Genomic DNA, 17,200 nt, shown 5'->3' on the forward strand with positions numbered 1-17,200 from the left:
CCCGGGCAAATGGCCCTCCGGTCGTCGCGAATTGGGGACGCCGCTCAGCCTATGAGTGACCCCGCCGTTTTCGACAGACTTCCTTTGGTGGCCCGCCGCCTCATTCCGGCGAATGCCCGGTGCGGATATTTCGAACGAGTGCCATTCGTTCCTAAGTAGGGTGACGCCTCGTCCGCTGGTAGGAGAAAACTAATCACGCAGAGTGATTTTGACGGGGTTCACTTCCCCCATTGGCGTGATTTGGGGCCACATTTTCCCAGGACCGGGCTCCGCGCTGCTCCGGAGGGGTGGGCAGCGGCCGGTATTTCCGGCAACGATTGGCAGGGCCCCTCCGGCGACGTTCCGGAGGGTGTTTCCCCGTAATTCTGCGGCCCGTCGCCGGCCGTTTCCCGCAGGTCCTCACCCACTCACGCGAAGGGCCCGTTCATGCCTTCCGAAGGTCTGGTCAAGGTCGTCGGCAAGCGGTGCGTGCCGCTCGCCGACGCCGAGTTCTCCCAGTTGCGCGCCCGTCACCGGTCGGTCCTGCTCGACGTGGGCACCGGCGACGGCAAGCACGCCTACCGGCTCGCCCGCGCCGACCCCGACCGGCTGGTGGTCGGCGTGGACGCCAACCCCGACCGGATGCGGGGCGTGTCCGCGCGCGCCGCCGCCAAACCCGCGCGCGGCGGGCTGCCCAACCTGGTGCTGGTGCACGCCGCCGCCGAGGAGATGCCGCCCTGTCTGGGCGATGTGGACGAAATGCACGTGTTGATGCCGTGGGGCAGCCTGCTGCGCGGCGTCCTGGGGCGCGACCCCGCCGTGCTCGCCGGCCTGGCGGGCGCGTGCCGCGCCGGCGCCCGGTTCCACATCACCGTCAACCTCCACGCGTGGCGGCCGGCGGCCCCCGCCGTCACCGGGATCGCCGAACCGACACCCGAATGGGTGCGTCGGGAACTGGCTCACGTCTACGCCGAGGCAGGCCTGCGCGTTACCCGGGCCGGGTATCTGGCCGATGTCGGCGCGAGCGAGTTGACCAGCACGTGGACCCGTCGGCTGGGGGCCTGCCGGGAGGAGTTCGACGTGCTCGGCGTGGAGGGCACGGCGCGTGGCGGACCGACGCCCGGCGTCGCCGGGATTACTTCTAAAGCGGCATGTCTTCCCGCCTAATTGGCGCGTTAGTGTGAGTGCGTGCACACACCGTGCGGACGTTGCCGCCCGTCCGGTGGTCCGGTAGGTTGGGTGTTAATGCATATTGTTTGCAACTGGGGTGGCGTCGATCCGGATTGCCGGCGACGCCTGGGGATGGTGAAGCAGACGGCCGGGGTGCCGCGGGTCGGCGGTCCCGGGCGGCTCGCGGTTCCGGTGGTGTTTTCGCGCCCGCCGCGACTGTTTCGAAACGCCGTGGGGAAAACCCGTGGCCGAGGGGGTCGGAAGAACGTGACCGGAGAAGTGTCGGACGAGTATTCAGTCGGGCCCCGGTACCGTCGGGAGACCGGGGCGATAAGCGTGCTGACACCGGCCGAGGCGGGGCGGTCAGCGCGGGCGCGGCGGGGGATCGCCGTGCTGCTCGCCGACGACCACGAGGTGATCCTGGACGGCCTGCGGGCCGTGCTCGCGCGTGACGACGCGATCACCGTGGTCGGCGCGGTGCACGGCGTGCCGGAACTGCTGGACCGGATCGGCCGCGACCAGCCGGACGTGGTGCTGGTCGGGGCGTCGTTGTTGCGGGTGGACGATTTCCGGGTGGCGCGGCTGCTGGCGGGGCAGCGGGTCGTGGTGGCCACCCAGGACGACTCGGACGAGTTGCTGGTGTCCGCGATCGCGGCGGGCGTGAGCGGCTACCTGCCGCTGGGGTCGCCGGGGGAGGAGTTCCCGCGCGCGATCCGGGCGGTGGCCGAGGGCGGCGCGTACCTGCCCGCGCACGTCACCAAGCGGGTGTTCGAGAGCTTCCAGATCATCCCGCTGCCCGACCCGTCCGCGCCGGCCCTGCTGTCGCTGACCGAACGCGAGGGCCAGGTGCTGCGCGCCATCGGCCAGGGGCGGTCCAACCGCGAGATCGCCCGCGAGTTCGAGGTCAGCGAGACCACGGTGAAGAGCCACGTGTCCCGGGTGTTGGCCAAACTGGAGCTGCGAGACCGCGTCCAGGCCGCGTTGCTGGCCTGGCGCCTGGGCCTGGTGACCGCGCGCGAGGCCCCCGAGGTGGTGAAGCCCCGGGGCGCGTCGGCGTGACCGCCGGGGCCGAACCCGCGGGTGACGGCGGCCGATCCGGGCCCTCCCGGACCGGTCCGTCGCCGCCCACGTTCGAACTTTCCGCTTGAGCACTGGGGGGACAGTGGCCGGCACGGACCTCTACGACGACATCGGCACGGGCTACGCGCTGGGCCGCCGCACCGACCCGCGGTGGATGACCGCGGTCCTCGGCGCGCTCGGCGGCGCGCGGACGATCGCCAACGTGGGCGCGGGCACCGGCTCCTACGAGCCGGACGACCGGACGGTGGTCGCCCTCGAACCGTCCACCGAGATGATCCGCCAACGCCCGCCGGAGGTCGGACCGGCCGTGCGCGCGGTCGCCGAGGCCCTGCCGCTGCGCGACCACGCCGTGGACGCCGCGCTGGCCGTGCTCACCGTCCACCACTGGACCGACTGGCGGGCCGGGCTCGCCGAACTGCGCCGGGTCGCGCCGCGCCGGGTCGTGCTGGCCTACGACCCGAGCCTGCACACCGAGTTCTGGTTCGTCCGCGAGTACGTGCCCGAGATCGCCGACCTCGAACGCACCCGCCCGTCGGCGGACGACATCGCGGACGAGCTGGGCGCGGACAGCGTCACGCCGCTGCCGCTGCCGTGGGACTTCGTGGACGGCGTCTTCCCCGCGTACTGGCGCCGCCCGGACGCCTACCTCGACCCGCGCGTCCGCCGCGCCTGCTCCGCGCTGGCCCAGAGCGACCCCGCCGCCGTGGACCGCGGCATCCGCCGCCTGCGCGCGGACCTCGACAGCGGCCGGTGGCACGACGACCACCGCGACCTGCTCGACCTGGACCAGTGGGACGCCGGTTTCCGCCTCGTCGTCTCGCACACCTGATCGCGGATCGCTGGTGCGCTCGGCTGCGATGATCACCTTCTCTGCTGGATCGGGGGTTTCGTTCGCGCAAGGTGAGTGCTGATGCACCACACCACCGCGGATGAAGACCTTCGCCTTCACTCGGGTCGGTGAGCGACGCGGAACTGGGCAGCGCCCTGCTGGAGATCGCCGCCATCGCCCGCGCCGTGGGCGGCCGGCGCGACCTGGTCTCAGTCCTGTCCTGCGACGCCGCCCACGTGACGCACCCGCTGTGCCGAGCCGAGGGCATCCCCCTGGTGAGCGGCGGCGGAACCGACCTGCGCACCGGCTTCACCCGGGCCCTGCGCACCCGCCCGGACGACCACCGACCGGACCCGCCGCCCGCGTGGGCCCGGGTGGTGACCGTGGGCTGAGCGGTACTGTCGGCACGCATGACCGGCCTCCACGCCCAAGCCGTCGACACCGCGCGCCTCGACCTGGTGCCGTTGCGGGTGGACCACGCGGAGGAGATGGCCGTCGTGTTGGCCGACCCCGCGTTGCACACGTTCACCGGCGGCACCCCGGACGACCCGCGAGTCCTGCGCTCGCGCTACGAACGCATGATCGCCGGTTCGCCCGACCCCGCGGTCTCCTGGCTGAACTGGGTCATCCGGCTGCGCGAGGAGTCCCGCCTGGCGGGCACGGTCCAGGCCACGGTCGGCCCGTCGGACCGGGGGCTGATCGCGGAGATCGCCTGGGTGGTGGGGACGCCGTTCCAGGGGCGGGGGATCGCTCGGGAAGCCGCCCGGGGGCTCGTGGATTGGCTCGGGCGGCAGGGCGTGCGCACGGTCATCGCCCACGTGCACCCGGAACACCACGCGTCGGCCGCCGTCGCGACCGCCGCCGGGCTCGCGCCCACCGACGAGGTGCACGACGGCGAAGTCAGGTGGCGCCTGACCCGGTGACGTCCCGGCTGACCCGGTGACGCCCCCGCCTGACTCGGGTGACGCACCCGCCGCGCCGGGTCACCTCGCGCGGAGGCGGGCGTTTTCCCGTTCCAGCTCGGTGATCCGGTCGCGCAGCGCGCCGATGGCCTGTTCCACGGCGTCGCGCGGGAACAGTTGCGGGATGTGCTGGCGGCAGTTCCAGTCGTAGGCCTCGACCTCGATGAGCACCGCGCGTTCGACCTTCGCCCGGTAGTCCGGCAGGGCGAGCCGCTCGACGACCTCGGGCGAGTCGTCGGCGCGGGCGTGGCCGACGAGCTTGAGGCGCGTGCGGTTGGCGTAGTCCATCAGGAACAGCGCCACGCGGTCGTCGTGGTCGAGGTTGCCGCGGGTGATGTACTGCCGGTTGCCGCGGAAGTCGGCGAAGCCGAGCGTGTGCTCGTCCAGCACGCGCAGGAAGCCGGGCGGGCCGCCGCGGTGCTGGATGTAGGGCCAGCCGGTCTCCCCGACGGTGGCCAGGTAGAAGCTGTCGCGCTCGGCGATGAACGCCGCCTCGTCGGGGCCGATGCGGTCCCGGACCGGCGCGGCGGCGTCGGCCATCCGGGCGTAGGCGTCGCGGCTGCCGTGCCGCTCCTGGTGGAGCTGGACGTCCGGGGTGAACATGACTTGGGCGAAGCGACTCGTCATCTCGGCCTCCGGCGCGTTCTAACGTTTGACATCAAGGTCAACCGTTAGGTCGTTCACGATCATTCCGCCCCCGGTGATGTGTGACAGCAGTCACAGCACGAGTTCACTCGATAGCGTGGCTCAGGTCCTCGGCGGTGGTTTCTTGATCGGGCCGTCGTTAAGGTCCTCGCTCGGGTACGGCGACATTTCCGCCGTGTGGTCGCGAGACGAACCACCCTCCCCCCGAAGGTTTCAGGTACGCCTGCGCGCCGCCTTGTGCCGCACCGGCAGGCAGACGGAGAAGGTCATGCGCATCACCGATGTCCAGCGTTGTGAGGTCCGGCCCGGACGCGTCGTGGAGTGGGTGCTGCGCCCCGTGGCCACCGCGACCGGCGCGCCGGACGACGCGCGACCACCGGCGTACCTCCAGGAGTCGCACGTGCGCACGGCCCGCACCCTGCGCGAGGACGGCCTGTTCGTCCCGACGTGGCTGGGCGTCGCGTTCGACCTGCCCGGCGCGGTCGACCTCGACGCCCTGCAGGAGGCGCTGCGGGTGTGGACGTTGCGGCACGAGACGCTGCGCAGCGGTTTCCGGTGGGAGGACGGCGAGATGCGCCGGTTCACCCTCGACGCCGACGCCGTCGCGCTGCACCGCGAGGACGTCGGCGAGTTCACCGACGCCGACGTGCTCGTGCAGCACCTCCAGGACCGGTTCGACGTCGCCGCCGACACCCTCACCTGGCCCAACTTCATCTACGCGGCCGTGGTCCGAGAGGACAGCACGAGCGTCTACCTCGCGTTCGACCACAGCAACGTCGACGCCTACTCCATGTACCGCGTCCCCGCCGAACTGCACGAGCTGTACGCCGCCGCGCTCGACGGCCGCACGGTGCACGCCTCGCCGATCGCCAGCTACGTCGACTTCTGCGCCACCGAGCGCGCCGACGCCGACGAGGTCGACGCCGACCACCCGGTGGTGGACCGGTGGCGGCGGTTCGTGGCGCGCTGCGACGGCCGGATGCCGAACTTCCCGTTCGACCTGGGCCTGGAACCGGGCGGCCCGCTGCCCACCCAGAAGTCGTTGCACGAGATGCTCGTGGACGACGCCGACGCGGCGGCGTTCGAGCGGCACTGCCGCCCCTACGGCGGCTCCCTGGTCGGCATCCTCGCCGCCACCGCGCTGATCATGCGCGAGATGACCGGCGACGACGTCTACCGCACGGTCGTGCCGTTCCACACGCGGGCCAAGTCGCGGTGGTCGGACTCGGTCGGCTGGTACGTCGGCGGCGTGCCGGTGGAACTGCCCGTGGCCACGGCGGGCGGTTTCGACGGCCTGCTGCGCGCGGCCCAGGCCGAGCTGCGCGCGAGCCGCGCGGCGTCGCGGGTGCCGGTCGCGCGGGTGCTGCGCCTGCTGGGCGAGGACTTCCGCCCCACCTCGCCCGACCTGTACTCGATCGTCTCGTTCATGGACGCCCGTCCCACGCCGGGTTCGCAGCGCTGGCGGGACATGAAGGCGTACGGGCTGATCCGCGTGTCCTACGGCGACCAGGTGTGCGTGTGGGTGACCCGGCTGCACGAAGGGCTCCAGTTCGCGTGCCGGTACCCGGACAACGACGTGGCGTACAAGAACATCCGCCTCTACGTGGACCGGCTGCGCGAGGTCGTCCTGTCCGTCGCGCGGCCGGTGGGCGCACCCGCGGCACGGTAGCGCCCACCGGCCGCGGGGTCAGCTCGCGTAAGGGGCCTTGGCGGCCTTCGCCGCCGTCAGGAACGCGCCCTTGTTCCGCGGCCAGAACAGGCTGTCCACGCACGAGTACTGCGGGAAGAACCCGCCGCAGCTGCCGCTGCTGGACCCGATCTCGAACGTGTAGCTGGCGATGCCCAGGGTGCCGTAGGTGAAGTCGTCGGTCGTGCCCGTCGTGTCGCCCTCGGCCACCACCGTGTACCCGTTGAACGCCGCCATCTTCTTGCCCAGCGCGGCCAGCTGCGCGGCGTTCGGGTTCGCGTTCCACGTCCAGCCCCACGGCGGCATGATCAGGTTGCCGTAGCTGTGGATCGTGATCATGACGCCCTTGGTGGTCAGCGGCGCGGGGTCGGTGTCACCGGGGCCGCGCTGGTCGGGGAACAGCTGCCTGAACCACGCCTCCAGCGCCCTGGTCTCCGGCTCCGACCCGGCCGCCGTGCCCTGGTAGGTCTCGCCGCACCGGTTCGTGCCCGCGCCGCCCCACTTGAACGTGGAGTTGCGGTTGAGGTCCACGCCGTAGCTCGGCACCGAGCACGACGCGCCGGTGTTGTTGGCGTTCTTGCGCTGCATCAGCGGCCGGCTGCCGCCGGAGGCGACGATGTCCACGCCGTCGGGGTTGACGATCGGGACCACCCACAGCTCGGTGGTGTCCAGGATGGACGTCACCTCGGCGTCGGTGCCGTAGCCCCGGGTGACGTGGTCGATCCACCGCCACGCGAGTTCGCCGGTGGCCAGCTCCCGCGCGTGCAGCTGCGCGATCATGGCGAACCGGGGCTTGGGGGAGTCGGGGCTCAGCGTGCAGTCGCCGGCCTGCTTCTTGGTGATGCAGATGGCCTTGATGTCGTGCCCGCCCAGGCCGCGGGTCTTGCGCCAGCTGTCGCCGATGTCGAACACCTGCGTCAGCGCGGGGTAGGCGGCGGCCACGTCGGTCAGGTGCTTCTCGTGCTCGGCGACCGTGTGGTACCCGCCGTAGAACGTCTGGACGCCGATGTCGCCGCTGCGGCCCGGCGGCACCGGCTTGTAGACGGTGTCGAACTTCTTCGGCTGGTAGCCCAACGCGGTCAGCCGGCCTGCCACCCGCGTGTCCCCGACCACCTGCACGCCGCCGTCCACGCCGTGTTCGACGTCGAACCCGGCGTCCTGCAACGTGCGCTCATCGGCTCCCGGGACCTGCCAGTAGAACGGCGTCGAGTCCGGTGGAGCGGCCATCGCGTTGGTTCCCAGCAGCAACAGGGCCGCGGTGAGAAGTCCCGCCCGTACTTTCATGGAAGACCTCCAGACGAGCCGGCGGTCGGTGCAGGGTGGGGGGTGACCGCCGCTCCGCTCGCGAGTATGGGGCCGGCTCGGTCACGATCAACACCTACTATCGGTGGTCAGCCGCATCTTGAGCGTGATCGCAGTAGGGTCGCGGCATGGCGGGACTGGGGGTCGTCGCCTTGCTGTTGGCGACGGTGGCATCGGCCTCCCCGCCGCACGGCCGAGCCGGGAGCCGACCCGGTTCGCCGACGACCGGATCGACATCGTCGAGTGCCGCCACGAGTTCGGCGATTCCGGCGACGTGCCCACCGAGCCGTACGACGAACCGGCGCCCGACAAGCCCGGCACGCTCGGGAACGCCCGCCACGGCCTCGCGTCGGACCCGCAGGCGAAGGACCCCGCGATCACGGGCGCCGGGAGCACAACGTGTTCCTGACGGTCGAGTACGGCGGGGCGAACGGCAACGCCAAACCGCAGGGCATGCCCGCCGACGAGAGTCGCGAGGGCGCCCTGCGGCTGCTCACCGGCGCGGCGTCCCGGTTGCCCTGCCCGAATACCGGCTGCTGAACAGCCTCAGGCGGTCGGCCGGGGTCGTCCGATCCACCAGTTGGCGGGCGAGTCGGGGTCGGTGCTGGTCCAGTACTCGACGGTGGCCCGGATGAACTCCTCCGGGGACAGCGAGCCGTCGCCGTCGGTGTCGAGGTGCTCGAACGCGGCGGCGGCGTCCTCGTCGCTCAGGCCGGGGAAGTGACCGCGCTGGAAGGTCAGGAACTCGGCGGGCGTGACCCGGCCGTCGGCGTCGATGTCGGCGATCCGGAGGAACTCCCGGGCGATGGCGCCGAGCGTGGCGTCCGCGGCGGCCGGGTCGTCGGCGAGGTCGCGGGTGGCGGCGATGAACCCGGCCCGGCCGATGGCGGTGGTCCCGGCCGGGAGGTGGGGGAGATGCACGTCGTGCCAGACGCGGACGTACATGCCCACGATCCGCTCCTCCTCCGGCGACCCGGGCCCGTGCCCGAGCGCCGCCGCGACCCGCTTGCCCATGAGGACGTGGTCCCGCTCGTCGAGCAGCCCGTCACCGTCGGCGTCGAGGTGGTCGAATCCCCGCCCGATCTTGTCGACCAGCAGGTCGTTGTCCGTGGAGGTCATAAGGCGGAGTTTCGGGTCGGGGGTGGGGGCGGGCAAGGGAGATCACCGGATCGGGAAGCCGCCCTCACCCGGTCAGCCGCACGCGCGTCGAGGGCGTGAGAGGGGCCGCAGTCCGCATTCCGGCGGATTCGCGGGTCGCCGCGTTGGGTATGTCGTCGCGTGAGCCGCTTGTGCGGCGGGATGCCCGATGGGGGTGATGTGGTCATGTCCTCGCAGTCGTGGGACGCGGGAGACGAGTCTGGCGACGAGGTGGTGCTCGCGCTGGACGGGGTCGCCGTGCGCGAGGTGCGTGACCTTGTGCGTGATCTGCTCGCGGACCGCGCCGGGGTCGCGGTGGACGACGCCGTGCTCGTGGTGGACGAACTGGTCAGCAACGCGTTGCGGCACGGCGAGCCGCCCAGCCGGTGCCGCCTGGTCCGGGTCGGGCAGCGCCTGCGCGTCGAGGTGGACGACGCCGGCTCCGGCCAGCCCCGCATCCGCACCGCGGACGCCTCCGGTGGTCGCGGCCTGGTGATCGTGCAGGCGCTGTCCACCGACTGGGGCGTGGTCCGCCACCCCGGGCACAAGACGGTGTGGGCGGAGGTCCTCCTCGCCGGCCAGAGCCGTCCCTCGCACGTGGCCCCCGCGCAGGCGTGGGGCGACCCCCCGGCACCAGGCCGATGATCACCGGTGCTTGAGTCCGGTAGCGTGCCGGCCGTGGACGACCACCCGGACCCGACCGTCGCGCTGCGGATCGACCGCCGCGTCCTCGACGGCGCGCTGGTGCTCGCGGTCGCGGGCGAGGTGGACCTCGACTCGGTCGCGGGCCTCGCGGCGGCGCTCACCGACGCCGTCGACCGGGGCCCGTGCGAGGTCGTGGTCGCGGACCTGTCCACGGTGACCTTCCTCGGCTCGATCGGCCTGACCGCGCTGCTGGGGGCCACCCGGCGCGCCGAGGCCGCCGGCCGGTCGTTGCACCTGGTCGTGGACGCGAACCGGCCGGTCATCCGGCCCATCGAGATCACCGGCCTGGACTTGGAACTCGTCCTCTTCCACACCGTGGAGGAGGCGCTGCACGGCCACACCCGGTGACCGGCGAGATCGCCGACGCCGTCCGGGCCTGGACGCCGAGGACCAGCCGCTCGTGGACCGGGCGATGATCGAGCCGGCCGGCACCCCGAACGAGGGGCAGTCGGTCCCTCCCGACCGCCCCGGTGCTCAGGCGAGGGGAGTGGGCGACCCCCACTACCGCGGAGCCGTCGCCACGACCAGGGTCGAGGAGATGTGCGCGTTCGAGGCGCTTGACGGCACGAAGAGCGTTTCGATCCCGGTCAAGTGACGGTTCGTGTGCGCCATCGGCAACTCGTGCTCGAAGTCGGCCAGGTTGCGCACGCCCCGCACGATCACGCCGGCACCCGCCTCACGGCAGTAGTCGACCAGCAACCGGCCGGGACACGAGTCCACCGTGACGTTCGCCAGGCGCCACGTCGAGATGTCCTTGTGTGGCAGGGTCGAAAGAGCCGGGGAACACGGCGCGCATGCGTCGCGATGCTAGCGATCAACGCTGACCGCGAGGACGACCGGTGACCGGAGTCCCGCGAGTGTCGCCGCGAAGGCTTGCCAAGCGAATCGCCCATCCCCGCATCCCGCCGGAGGCCATAATCCTCGTGGAGCTTCACCCGAACATGAGGGGGATTCGTGAAGGGTTCGTTACTCCGCCGTGCCGTCGTCGCTGTCGTGGCGTCGACGGCCGCGTTGGTGTCGCTGTCGCCGTCCGCGAGCGCTTCGACCGACACCACCGGCTCGGCCTCGTTCACCGGCGATCCCGGCGACTGGGTCACGCAAGGCTTGTCCTACAAGTACAACACCGACGCCGGCGACTCACTGCGGGCGTCGGGCAGCGAGAACAACAACTACGTGCGCGTCAACATCGACGGCGCGAACGGGGACTGGTGGTCGGTCGAGTTCGCCGCGCCGCAAGGGCAGCAGCTGACCGTCGGCACGTACACCGACGCGCAGCGGTACCCGTTCCAGCCCAGCACCGCGCCCGGCCTGGACTACTCCGGCAACGGGCGGGGCTGCAACCAGCTCGGCGGCACCTTCACCATCGAGGCGATCGAGTTCGGGCCGCGCGGCTACGTCGAGCGGCTGGACGCGACGTTCGAGCAGCACTGCGAGTTCGCCACCGCCGCGGCCCGCGGCGAGGTGCACGTGCTCAACCCGCCGCCGCCCGCGCAGCTGAGCCTGGACATCGCGGTCTCCACCAGCGGCACCGCCAGTTCGCTCAACGGCAAGGCCACCATCAACGGGACGGTGGACTGCTCCGCGCCGGTGCGCATCCACCTCAGCGGCCGGGTCACGCAGGTGAAGAACAACGTCCTCATCCGCGGCGACTACGCCACGGCGGTCGACTGCGTCCCCGGCGCCGGCGCCCCGTGGACGGCGGTGGCCGACCCGACGGGCACGACGCCGTTCCAACGCGGCCTGGTCGAGGTGACCACGCACGGCTACGCGATCGACCCGCACTACGGCAACGCGGTCGAGATCGACAAGACGACGGTGGTGCGCCTGGAGCGCGCCGCCGCCTGACCGCGGGCACCGATGAACCGGGGCAGTTCACCGCGGGTCCCCACCTGTGGTGGACTGCCCCTCGTCGGATCTCTGGCGTTGGGGGACTTCTGTGCGGTTGGGGTTGGCCGAGCTGATCGATCCGGCGCTCGCGGTGCACGTCGCCGAGTGCCGGGAGTTCAACGCCAGGACGCCGCCGGGCCGAGGGCCGAACGGACCGGAGGAGTTGCGGGAGGCTCGGGCCCGGCAGGTGCCCGCTGCCGCCGACCCGGCGGCGGTGGAGGAGGTCGTCGAGGCCGGTGGGCGGCGGGCGACGGTCCGGGTCCTCCGGCCTGACGGCGTAGCGCCGCGAGGGGTGCATCTGGACATCCACGGCGGCGGCTTCTACCTGGGGTCGGCGGTCGGCGGGGACGTGCGCAACCGGCAGCTCGCCGACGCCCTCGGCGTCGTGGTCGTCAGCGTGGACTACCGGCTCGCGCCCGAACACCCCTGGCCCGCCGCGCCCGACGACTGCGAGACCGCCGCGCTGTGGCTGGTCGAGCAGGCGGAAGCGCGGTTCGGCGCGCGACGGTTGACGATCGGCGGCTTCTCCGCCGGAGCCACGCTCGCCACCACGACCCTGCTGCGCCTGCGCGACCGCGACCGCGTCACACCGTTCGTCGGGGCCGTGTTGCAGTTCGGCACCTACGACCTGAGCGGTCTCACGCCGGCCGGGCGGTTGATCGCCGACGAGTACTTCATCCAGGCCTACGCCGGCCACGTCACCGACCGCGCCGCACCCGACATCTCCCCGATCTACGGCGACCTGCGCGGACTGCCCCCGCTGCTCATGGTCGTCGGCGGCCTGGACGTGCTGCTGGAGGACAACCTGGCCCTGGCGGCCCGCGTCTCGGCCGCCGGGGGCGACGTCGATCTCCGCATCTACCCCGAATCGCGCCACGGCTTCACCTCCCGCTCCACCGGGATGGCGAAAGCGGCCCGAAGCGACATCGAGGGTTGGCTCGCGGAACGGTTCTAGACCAACGCCGCCGCCACCGCTTCAGCCTCCGCCACCAGAGGACCGGGGTCGTCCCGGGTCAGGGTGCCGTGCAGCATGGTCAACTCCACGTCGTCGATGCCGCAGTACCGCGACACCCCGTCCCGCAGTTGACGTTCCACCAGCCCGGACATCCCGTGCCGCACGAACGTGTCCTCCGGTTCGCCCGCCAGCCCGATCCACCGCATCCGCTTGCCGCCCAAGCTCGACGGACCGTAAGCGAAACCGTGGTTCCACACCCGGTCGATCCACCCCTTCAGGATCGCGGGCGGCCCGAACCACCACACCGGGAACACCACCACCAGCACGTCCGCCGCCACCACGCGCGCCATGTGCGCACGCACCTCGGGCGAGTACGCCTTGCCGGGATCGGACCAGTCCGGCTCGTCCTCCGCCGTCATGCGCGGGTCGAAGCCCTCGGCGTGCAGGTCCAGCACGTCCACCTCCGCGCCGGCTGCCAGCCGGGCCCGCACCCGGTCGGCGACGTGCGCGGTCAGGGAGTCGCGGCGCGGGTGGGCCACGACGAGCAGCGCCCTCACCGGTCACCCAGCCGCACGAGCATCTTGCCGGTGTTCGCGCCGCGCAACACGCCCAGCAACGCCTCGGGCGCGCGCTCCACCCCGTCCACCACGGTCTCCTCCGCCCGCAGCGACCCGTCCGCGAGCCACCGCGCCGCCGCCCCGACGTACTCGCCGAACAGGTCGAAGTGGGAGGTGACCAGCATGCCGCGCATCGAGATCTCCTTCTTGGCCACCTCGTACAGGTTGCGCGGACCGGGCGGCGGCTCGACCAGGTTGTACTGCGCGACAGCGCCGACCAGCGCGATGCGGGCACCGGTGCGGGCCGCGCCGATCGCGGCCTCCAGGTGGTCACCGCCGACCGCGTCCAGGTAGACGTCCACGCCGTCGGGCGCGGCCGTCGCCAACTGGCCGGGCAGGTCGCCCTCCCGGTGGTCGATCGCGGCGTCGTAGCCGAAGTCCGAGAGCTTCCTCGTCTTCGCCGGACCACCGGCGGAGCCGACGACGCGCGCCGCACCCAGCTCCCGGGCCACCCGACCGGCGACGCTGCCCACCGCGCCCGCCGCCGCCGACACGAACACCACGTCACCGGGCCGCACCGGGGCCACCCGGGTCAGCGCCGCGTACGCGGTGAGCCCCGGCGTGCCCAGCACCCCCAGGTACGCCCGCGGCGGGGCGAGGGCGGTGTCCACGACGGTCACCGCCGCCGCGTCCAGCACGGCGTACTCCCGCCACCCCAGGAAGTGCGTCACCACCGCGCCCACCGGGACGTCCGAAGTGGACTCCACCACCTCGCCGACCGCGCTGCCCTCCAGCGGCGCGCCCAGCTCGAACGGCGGGAGGTAGGACGGGGCGTCGTCCATGCGGCCCCGCATGTAGGGGTCCACGGACATCCAGGTGTTGCGCACCAGGACCTGGCCCTCGCGCAGCTCCGGCACCTCGGTGCGGACCAGGTCGAAGTGCTCCGCGCCCGGCTCGCCGACGGGGCGGGCGGCCAGGCGGACCTCACGGCTCGTGCGGGTCATGTCGTTCCTTTCCGGTTGTTCGCCGACGTGGTCCACACTGCGCCGGGCCTGTTCGGATCCGGCTCGGATCCGGTTCGGACTAGCGTGGGCGGCATGCGTTTCGGGGTGCTGGGCCCGCTGGAGGTCCGGGCGGCGGACGGCACGCCGGTGCGCGTCGTGGAGCGGAAGGTGCGGCTGGCGCTGGCCGTGCTGCTGGCCGACGCGGGCCGGCCGGTGTCGGTGGACCGGCTGGTGGACGCCCTGTGGGTGGACCGGCCGCCCGGCAACCCGGTGCGGGCGGTGCAGGCGAAGGTCGCGCAGCTGCGCCGGGCGCTGGACGACGCCGAACCCGGCGCGCGCGAGCTGGTCGAGTCCCGCGCGCCCGGCTACGTCGTGCACGCCGACCTGGACGCCGACCGGTTCACCGCCCTGGCCGACCGGGCCCGCCGCACCGACGACCCGGCCCGGCGCGCCGCGGTGCTGACCGACGCGCTCGCGCTGTGGCGGGGACCGGCGTTCGCGGACTTCGCCGACGAGGAGTTCGCCCGCCCCGCCGTCACCCGCCTGGAAGAGACCCGCCTGACCGCGCTGGAGGACCACGCGGAGACCCGGCTGGCCCTGGGCGACCACGCCGCGCTGGTCGCGGACCTGGCGGAACCGGTCGAGCGGCACCCGCTGCGCGAACGCCTGCGCGCCGCCCACCTGCGCGCCCTCTACCGCTCGGGACGCCAGGCCGAGGCGCTGGCGGCGTACGAGGACCTGCGCCGCCGCCTGGCCGACGACCTGGGCCTCGACCCCGGCCCCGACCTGCTGGCCCTCCACCAGGCGATCCTGACCCGATCGCCGGAGGAAGCCCCACGCCCCACCACCGCCCGCGCCCCAGCCGCCGACGCGCCGGCCGCCGACACCCCCGCCGCCGCTCCCGCTCCCGCCGCCGCTCCCGCTCCCGCTTCCGTCCCCGCTTCCGCTTCCGTCCCCGCTTCCGCCCCCGCGAGCACGCTGCCGGTCCCGGCGACCCCGCTGGTGGGCCGGGCCGAGCTGGTGGCCGACATCGGCGACCGGCTCGCCACCGACCGCCTGATCACGCTCGTCGGCCCCGGCGGCGTGGGCAAGACCCGGCTCGCGCTGGAGATCGGCCGCCGCGCCCGCTTCCCCGACGGCGTCCGCCTCGCCGACCTCACCGGCCCCCGCACCCCGCTGGACGTGGTCGCCGCCGCCCTCGACGTCCGCGACGACGGGACCTGGGGCCTGCACCGCGTCCCGCCCGTCGAGCGCGTCGGCCGGGCCCTGCGCGACCGGCGGCTCCTGCTGGTCCTGGACAACTGCGAGCACGTCGTGGACGAGGTCGCCGCCCTCGCCCGCGACCTGCTCTCCGCCGCGCCCGGCCTGCGCGTCCTGGCCACCAGCCGCGAGCCGCTGGCCATCGCGGGGGAGGTGCTGCGGCCCGTGCCACCGCTGCCCGACGCCGACGCCGTCCGCCTGTTCACCGACCGGGCCGCCGCCGTCGCGCCCGGCGTGCCGCTCGACGCCGACGCGGTCACCGCCCTGTGCCGCCGCCTCGACGGCCTGCCGCTCGCCCTCGAACTGGCCGCGACCAAGGTCCGGGCGCTGGGCGTGCGCGGCGTGCTGGACCGGCTCGACGACCGGTTCCGCCTGCTGCGCGACGGCTACCGCGACGCACCGGCCCGCCAGCGCACCCTGCGCGCGGTCGTGGACTGGAGCTGGGAGCTGCTCACCGACACCGAGCGCCGGGTCCTGCGCCGCCTGGCCGTCCACGCCGACGGCTGCACGTGGGAGGCGGCCGAGCACGTCAGCGCGGTGGACGACGTGCTGGAACCGTTGACCCGCCTGGTGGACCGGTCGTTGGTCGTGGTCGGCGACGGGCCGCGCTACCGGCTGCTGGAGACCGTCGCCGCGTACGGCGTCGAGCGGCTGGCCGAGGCCGGCGAGCTGGCGGAGGTCCGCCGCCGGCACGTCGAGCACTACACCGCCTACGCCGAACGCGCCCGGCTGCGCGGCCCCGACCAGGGCCGGTGGCTGGACCTCCTGGACGCCGAGGCCGCGAACCTGCACGCCGCGCTCACCCACGCCGACCCCGCGCACGCCGCCCGCCTGGCCGACGCCCTGGTCTGGTACTGGGTGCTGCGCGGCCAGCTGGGGGAGGCGTCGCGGGCCCTGGCGCCCGTGGCGTCGGCGTCGGCGCGGGCGTGGCGCACGGGCCTGGCCGTGCTCACCGGCGACGGCGCGGACCGGGCCCGGCGCATCGCCGACGTCCTGGCCGACGACCCCGACACCCGGTCCCGCTGGTTCCTGGGCCACGCCCTGTGCGCCATCGGCGACCTGGCCCGGGGCGAGCGGTTGGTCGAGCAGGCCCTGCGCGCCTTCCGCGCCGAGGGCGACCGCTGGGGCGAGGCCGCCGCGCTGGCCGACCGCGCCACCGTGCGCCTGCTGCGCGGCGACCTCGACGGCGTCGCCGAGGACGGCGGTCGCGGCGCGGAGCTGTTCACCGAGCTGGGCGACCAGTGGGGCAGGCTGCGCACCGTGCTGCCCCTGGCGGCCCGCGCCGAGGCGTTCGGCGACTACGCCGAGGCCACCGCCCGCCTGGACGAGGGCCTGGTCCTGGCGCGCCGGCTGGGCCTGTGGACCCACGTCGCCGACCTGACCGCGGGCCAGGCCCGCATCGCCCTGCTCCGCCACGACCACACCACCGCCCGAGCCCTGCACGAACGGGCCCGCGACCTGGCCGCCGGCCACGGCCACCGGGCGGGCGAGGTCAACGCCGTGCTGGGCCTGGGCCTGGGCGCCCGCCGCGAGGGCGACCTGGACACCGCGGAGGCCCACCTGCGCACCGTCCTGCGCTGGCACGAGCAGGTCGGCCTGATCAGCGCGAACGCCCTGGTCCTGGGCGAACTGGGCTTCATCGCCGAACTGCGCGGCGACGCCGGCGCCGCGCTGGACCTGCACCACCGGGGCTACGAGGCGGCCCAACCCACCGCGGACCCCCGCGCCCTGGCCCTGGCCCTGGAAGGCCTGGCCGGCGCCCACACCCTGGCCGGCCGCCCCGCCACCGCCGCAGTGCTCCTGGGCGCGGCCGACACCGCCCGCCGCTCCCGCGACGCGCCGTTGCCGGAAGCCGAACGCGCCGACGTCAACCGCATCACCAATGCCACCCGGGACGCCCTGGGCGCAGAAGCCTTCGCCCACCACTACACCACCGGCACCACCCTGACCCCGGCCGAAGCCCACGCCGTGAGCGCCGGCCCGATCGGCGCGGCGCCGCGGTAGTCCACACTGGACTGCACTGTTCCCGCCCCGGGAACTA

The 17,200-nt window shown here is 73.5% G+C and carries 19 protein-coding genes; 13 read left to right on the top strand and 6 right to left on the bottom strand.

The annotated features are described in order from the left end of the window. The first annotated feature begins 426 nt into the window (after positions 1–426). From ABD126_RS27470 to ABD126_RS27490, 5 genes are all read left to right on the top strand, one after another. Positions 427–1,146: a class I SAM-dependent methyltransferase gene (locus ABD126_RS27470; RefSeq protein WP_343936844.1), complete on the top strand. Its 720-nt coding sequence runs from the start codon at positions 427–429 to the stop codon at positions 1,144–1,146. A 339-nt stretch (positions 1,147–1,485) separates the two neighbouring features. After that, the gene (locus tag ABD126_RS27475; protein WP_343936845.1) at positions 1,486–2,208 is read left to right on the top strand and encodes a response regulator transcription factor; all 723 of its coding nucleotides are present in this window, start codon (positions 1,486–1,488) and stop codon (positions 2,206–2,208) included. A gap of 103 nt (positions 2,209–2,311) precedes the next feature. Further along, positions 2,312–3,058, top strand: coding sequence for a methyltransferase domain-containing protein (locus ABD126_RS27480; RefSeq protein ID WP_425542892.1), 747 nt, complete (start codon positions 2,312–2,314; stop codon positions 3,056–3,058). A 128-nt stretch (positions 3,059–3,186) separates the two neighbouring features. Then, positions 3,187–3,450, top strand: a complete 264-nt coding sequence (locus ABD126_RS27485) for a hypothetical protein (RefSeq protein WP_343936846.1) — start codon at positions 3,187–3,189, stop codon at positions 3,448–3,450. Positions 3,451–3,468: 18 nt separating this feature from the next. Continuing rightward, a complete protein-coding gene (locus ABD126_RS27490; RefSeq protein ID WP_343936847.1) occupies positions 3,469–3,981 on the top strand; it encodes a GNAT family N-acetyltransferase in 513 nt (170 codons plus the stop codon). Between the two features lie 60 nt (positions 3,982–4,041). Here ABD126_RS27490 and ABD126_RS27495 read toward each other — a convergent pair whose 3' ends face one another. Continuing rightward, positions 4,042–4,647: a pyridoxamine 5'-phosphate oxidase family protein gene (locus ABD126_RS27495; RefSeq protein ID WP_343936848.1), complete on the bottom strand. Its 606-nt coding sequence runs from the start codon at positions 4,645–4,647 to the stop codon at positions 4,042–4,044. A gap of 286 nt (positions 4,648–4,933) precedes the next feature. Between ABD126_RS27495 and ABD126_RS27500 the strand changes: the two genes are divergently transcribed. Next, positions 4,934–6,334, top strand: a complete 1,401-nt coding sequence (locus ABD126_RS27500; RefSeq protein ID WP_343936849.1) for a condensation domain-containing protein — start codon at positions 4,934–4,936, stop codon at positions 6,332–6,334. An 18-nt stretch (positions 6,335–6,352) separates the two neighbouring features. Here ABD126_RS27500 and ABD126_RS27505 read toward each other — a convergent pair whose 3' ends face one another. Beyond that, positions 6,353–7,636: a M14 family zinc carboxypeptidase gene (locus ABD126_RS27505; protein WP_343936850.1), complete on the bottom strand. Its 1,284-nt coding sequence runs from the start codon at positions 7,634–7,636 to the stop codon at positions 6,353–6,355. 103 nt (positions 7,637–7,739) lie between these two features. Between ABD126_RS27505 and ABD126_RS27510 the strand changes: the two genes are divergently transcribed. Both ABD126_RS27510 and ABD126_RS27515 read left to right on the top strand, forming a co-directional pair. After that, positions 7,740–8,063, top strand: a complete 324-nt coding sequence (locus ABD126_RS27510) for a hypothetical protein (RefSeq protein WP_343936851.1) — start codon at positions 7,740–7,742, stop codon at positions 8,061–8,063. Next, positions 8,054–8,194 (top strand): hypothetical protein, encoded by a 141-nt coding sequence (locus ABD126_RS27515; RefSeq protein ID WP_343936852.1) that lies wholly within the window; start codon positions 8,054–8,056, stop codon positions 8,192–8,194. Before ABD126_RS27510 ends, ABD126_RS27515 begins: the two co-directional genes overlap by 10 nt. 6 nt (positions 8,195–8,200) lie before the next feature. On the opposite strand, the gene ABD126_RS27520 is transcribed toward ABD126_RS27515, so the two are convergent. Further along, positions 8,201–8,773, bottom strand: coding sequence for an EF-hand domain-containing protein (locus tag ABD126_RS27520; RefSeq protein ID WP_343936853.1), 573 nt, complete (start codon positions 8,771–8,773; stop codon positions 8,201–8,203). A gap of 204 nt (positions 8,774–8,977) precedes the next feature. On the opposite strand from ABD126_RS27520, the gene ABD126_RS27525 reads away from it, so the two are divergent. Both ABD126_RS27525 and ABD126_RS27530 read left to right on the top strand, forming a co-directional pair. Next, positions 8,978–9,436 (top strand): ATP-binding protein, encoded by a 459-nt coding sequence (locus tag ABD126_RS27525; protein WP_343936854.1) that lies wholly within the window; start codon positions 8,978–8,980, stop codon positions 9,434–9,436. A 33-nt stretch (positions 9,437–9,469) separates the two neighbouring features. Continuing rightward, a complete protein-coding gene (locus tag ABD126_RS27530) occupies positions 9,470–9,844 on the top strand; it encodes an STAS domain-containing protein (protein WP_343936855.1) in 375 nt (124 codons plus the stop codon). Positions 9,845–9,997: 153 nt separating this feature from the next. Here ABD126_RS27530 and ABD126_RS27535 read toward each other — a convergent pair whose 3' ends face one another. After that, positions 9,998–10,195, bottom strand: a complete 198-nt coding sequence (locus ABD126_RS27535; RefSeq protein WP_343936856.1) for a hypothetical protein — start codon at positions 10,193–10,195, stop codon at positions 9,998–10,000. 255 nt (positions 10,196–10,450) lie between these two features. Between ABD126_RS27535 and ABD126_RS27540 the strand changes: the two genes are divergently transcribed. Both ABD126_RS27540 and ABD126_RS27545 read left to right on the top strand, forming a co-directional pair. Then, positions 10,451–11,341: a hypothetical protein gene (locus ABD126_RS27540; protein WP_343936857.1), complete on the top strand. Its 891-nt coding sequence runs from the start codon at positions 10,451–10,453 to the stop codon at positions 11,339–11,341. A gap of 91 nt (positions 11,342–11,432) precedes the next feature. Beyond that, entirely contained in the window at positions 11,433–12,338 is a 906-nt protein-coding gene (locus ABD126_RS27545; RefSeq protein ID WP_343936858.1) for an alpha/beta hydrolase, read from the top strand. Here the strand turns inward: ABD126_RS27545 and ABD126_RS27550 are convergent. Continuing rightward, complete coding sequence (locus ABD126_RS27550) at positions 12,335–12,895, bottom strand: NAD(P)H oxidoreductase (protein ID WP_343936859.1); 561 nt, start codon at positions 12,893–12,895, stop codon at positions 12,335–12,337. The two genes, ABD126_RS27545 and ABD126_RS27550, sit on opposite strands and share 4 nt — an antisense overlap. Further along, positions 12,892–13,899 carry an NADP-dependent oxidoreductase gene (locus tag ABD126_RS27555; protein WP_343936860.1) on the bottom strand — a complete coding sequence of 336 codons (1,008 nt, stop codon included), beginning with the start codon at positions 13,897–13,899 and terminating at the stop codon, positions 12,892–12,894. Before ABD126_RS27555 ends, ABD126_RS27550 begins: the two co-directional genes overlap by 4 nt. 93 nt (positions 13,900–13,992) lie before the next feature. Here ABD126_RS27555 and ABD126_RS27560 point away from each other — a divergent pair, with 93 nt between their 5' ends. Then, the gene (locus ABD126_RS27560; RefSeq protein WP_343936861.1) at positions 13,993–17,163 is read left to right on the top strand and encodes an ATP-binding protein; all 3,171 of its coding nucleotides are present in this window, start codon (positions 13,993–13,995) and stop codon (positions 17,161–17,163) included. Positions 17,164–17,200: the final 37 nt, after the last annotated feature.

The organism is Saccharothrix mutabilis subsp. mutabilis, assembly GCF_039521145.1.
Lineage (GTDB): Bacteria > Actinomycetota > Actinomycetes > Mycobacteriales > Pseudonocardiaceae > Actinosynnema > Actinosynnema mutabilis.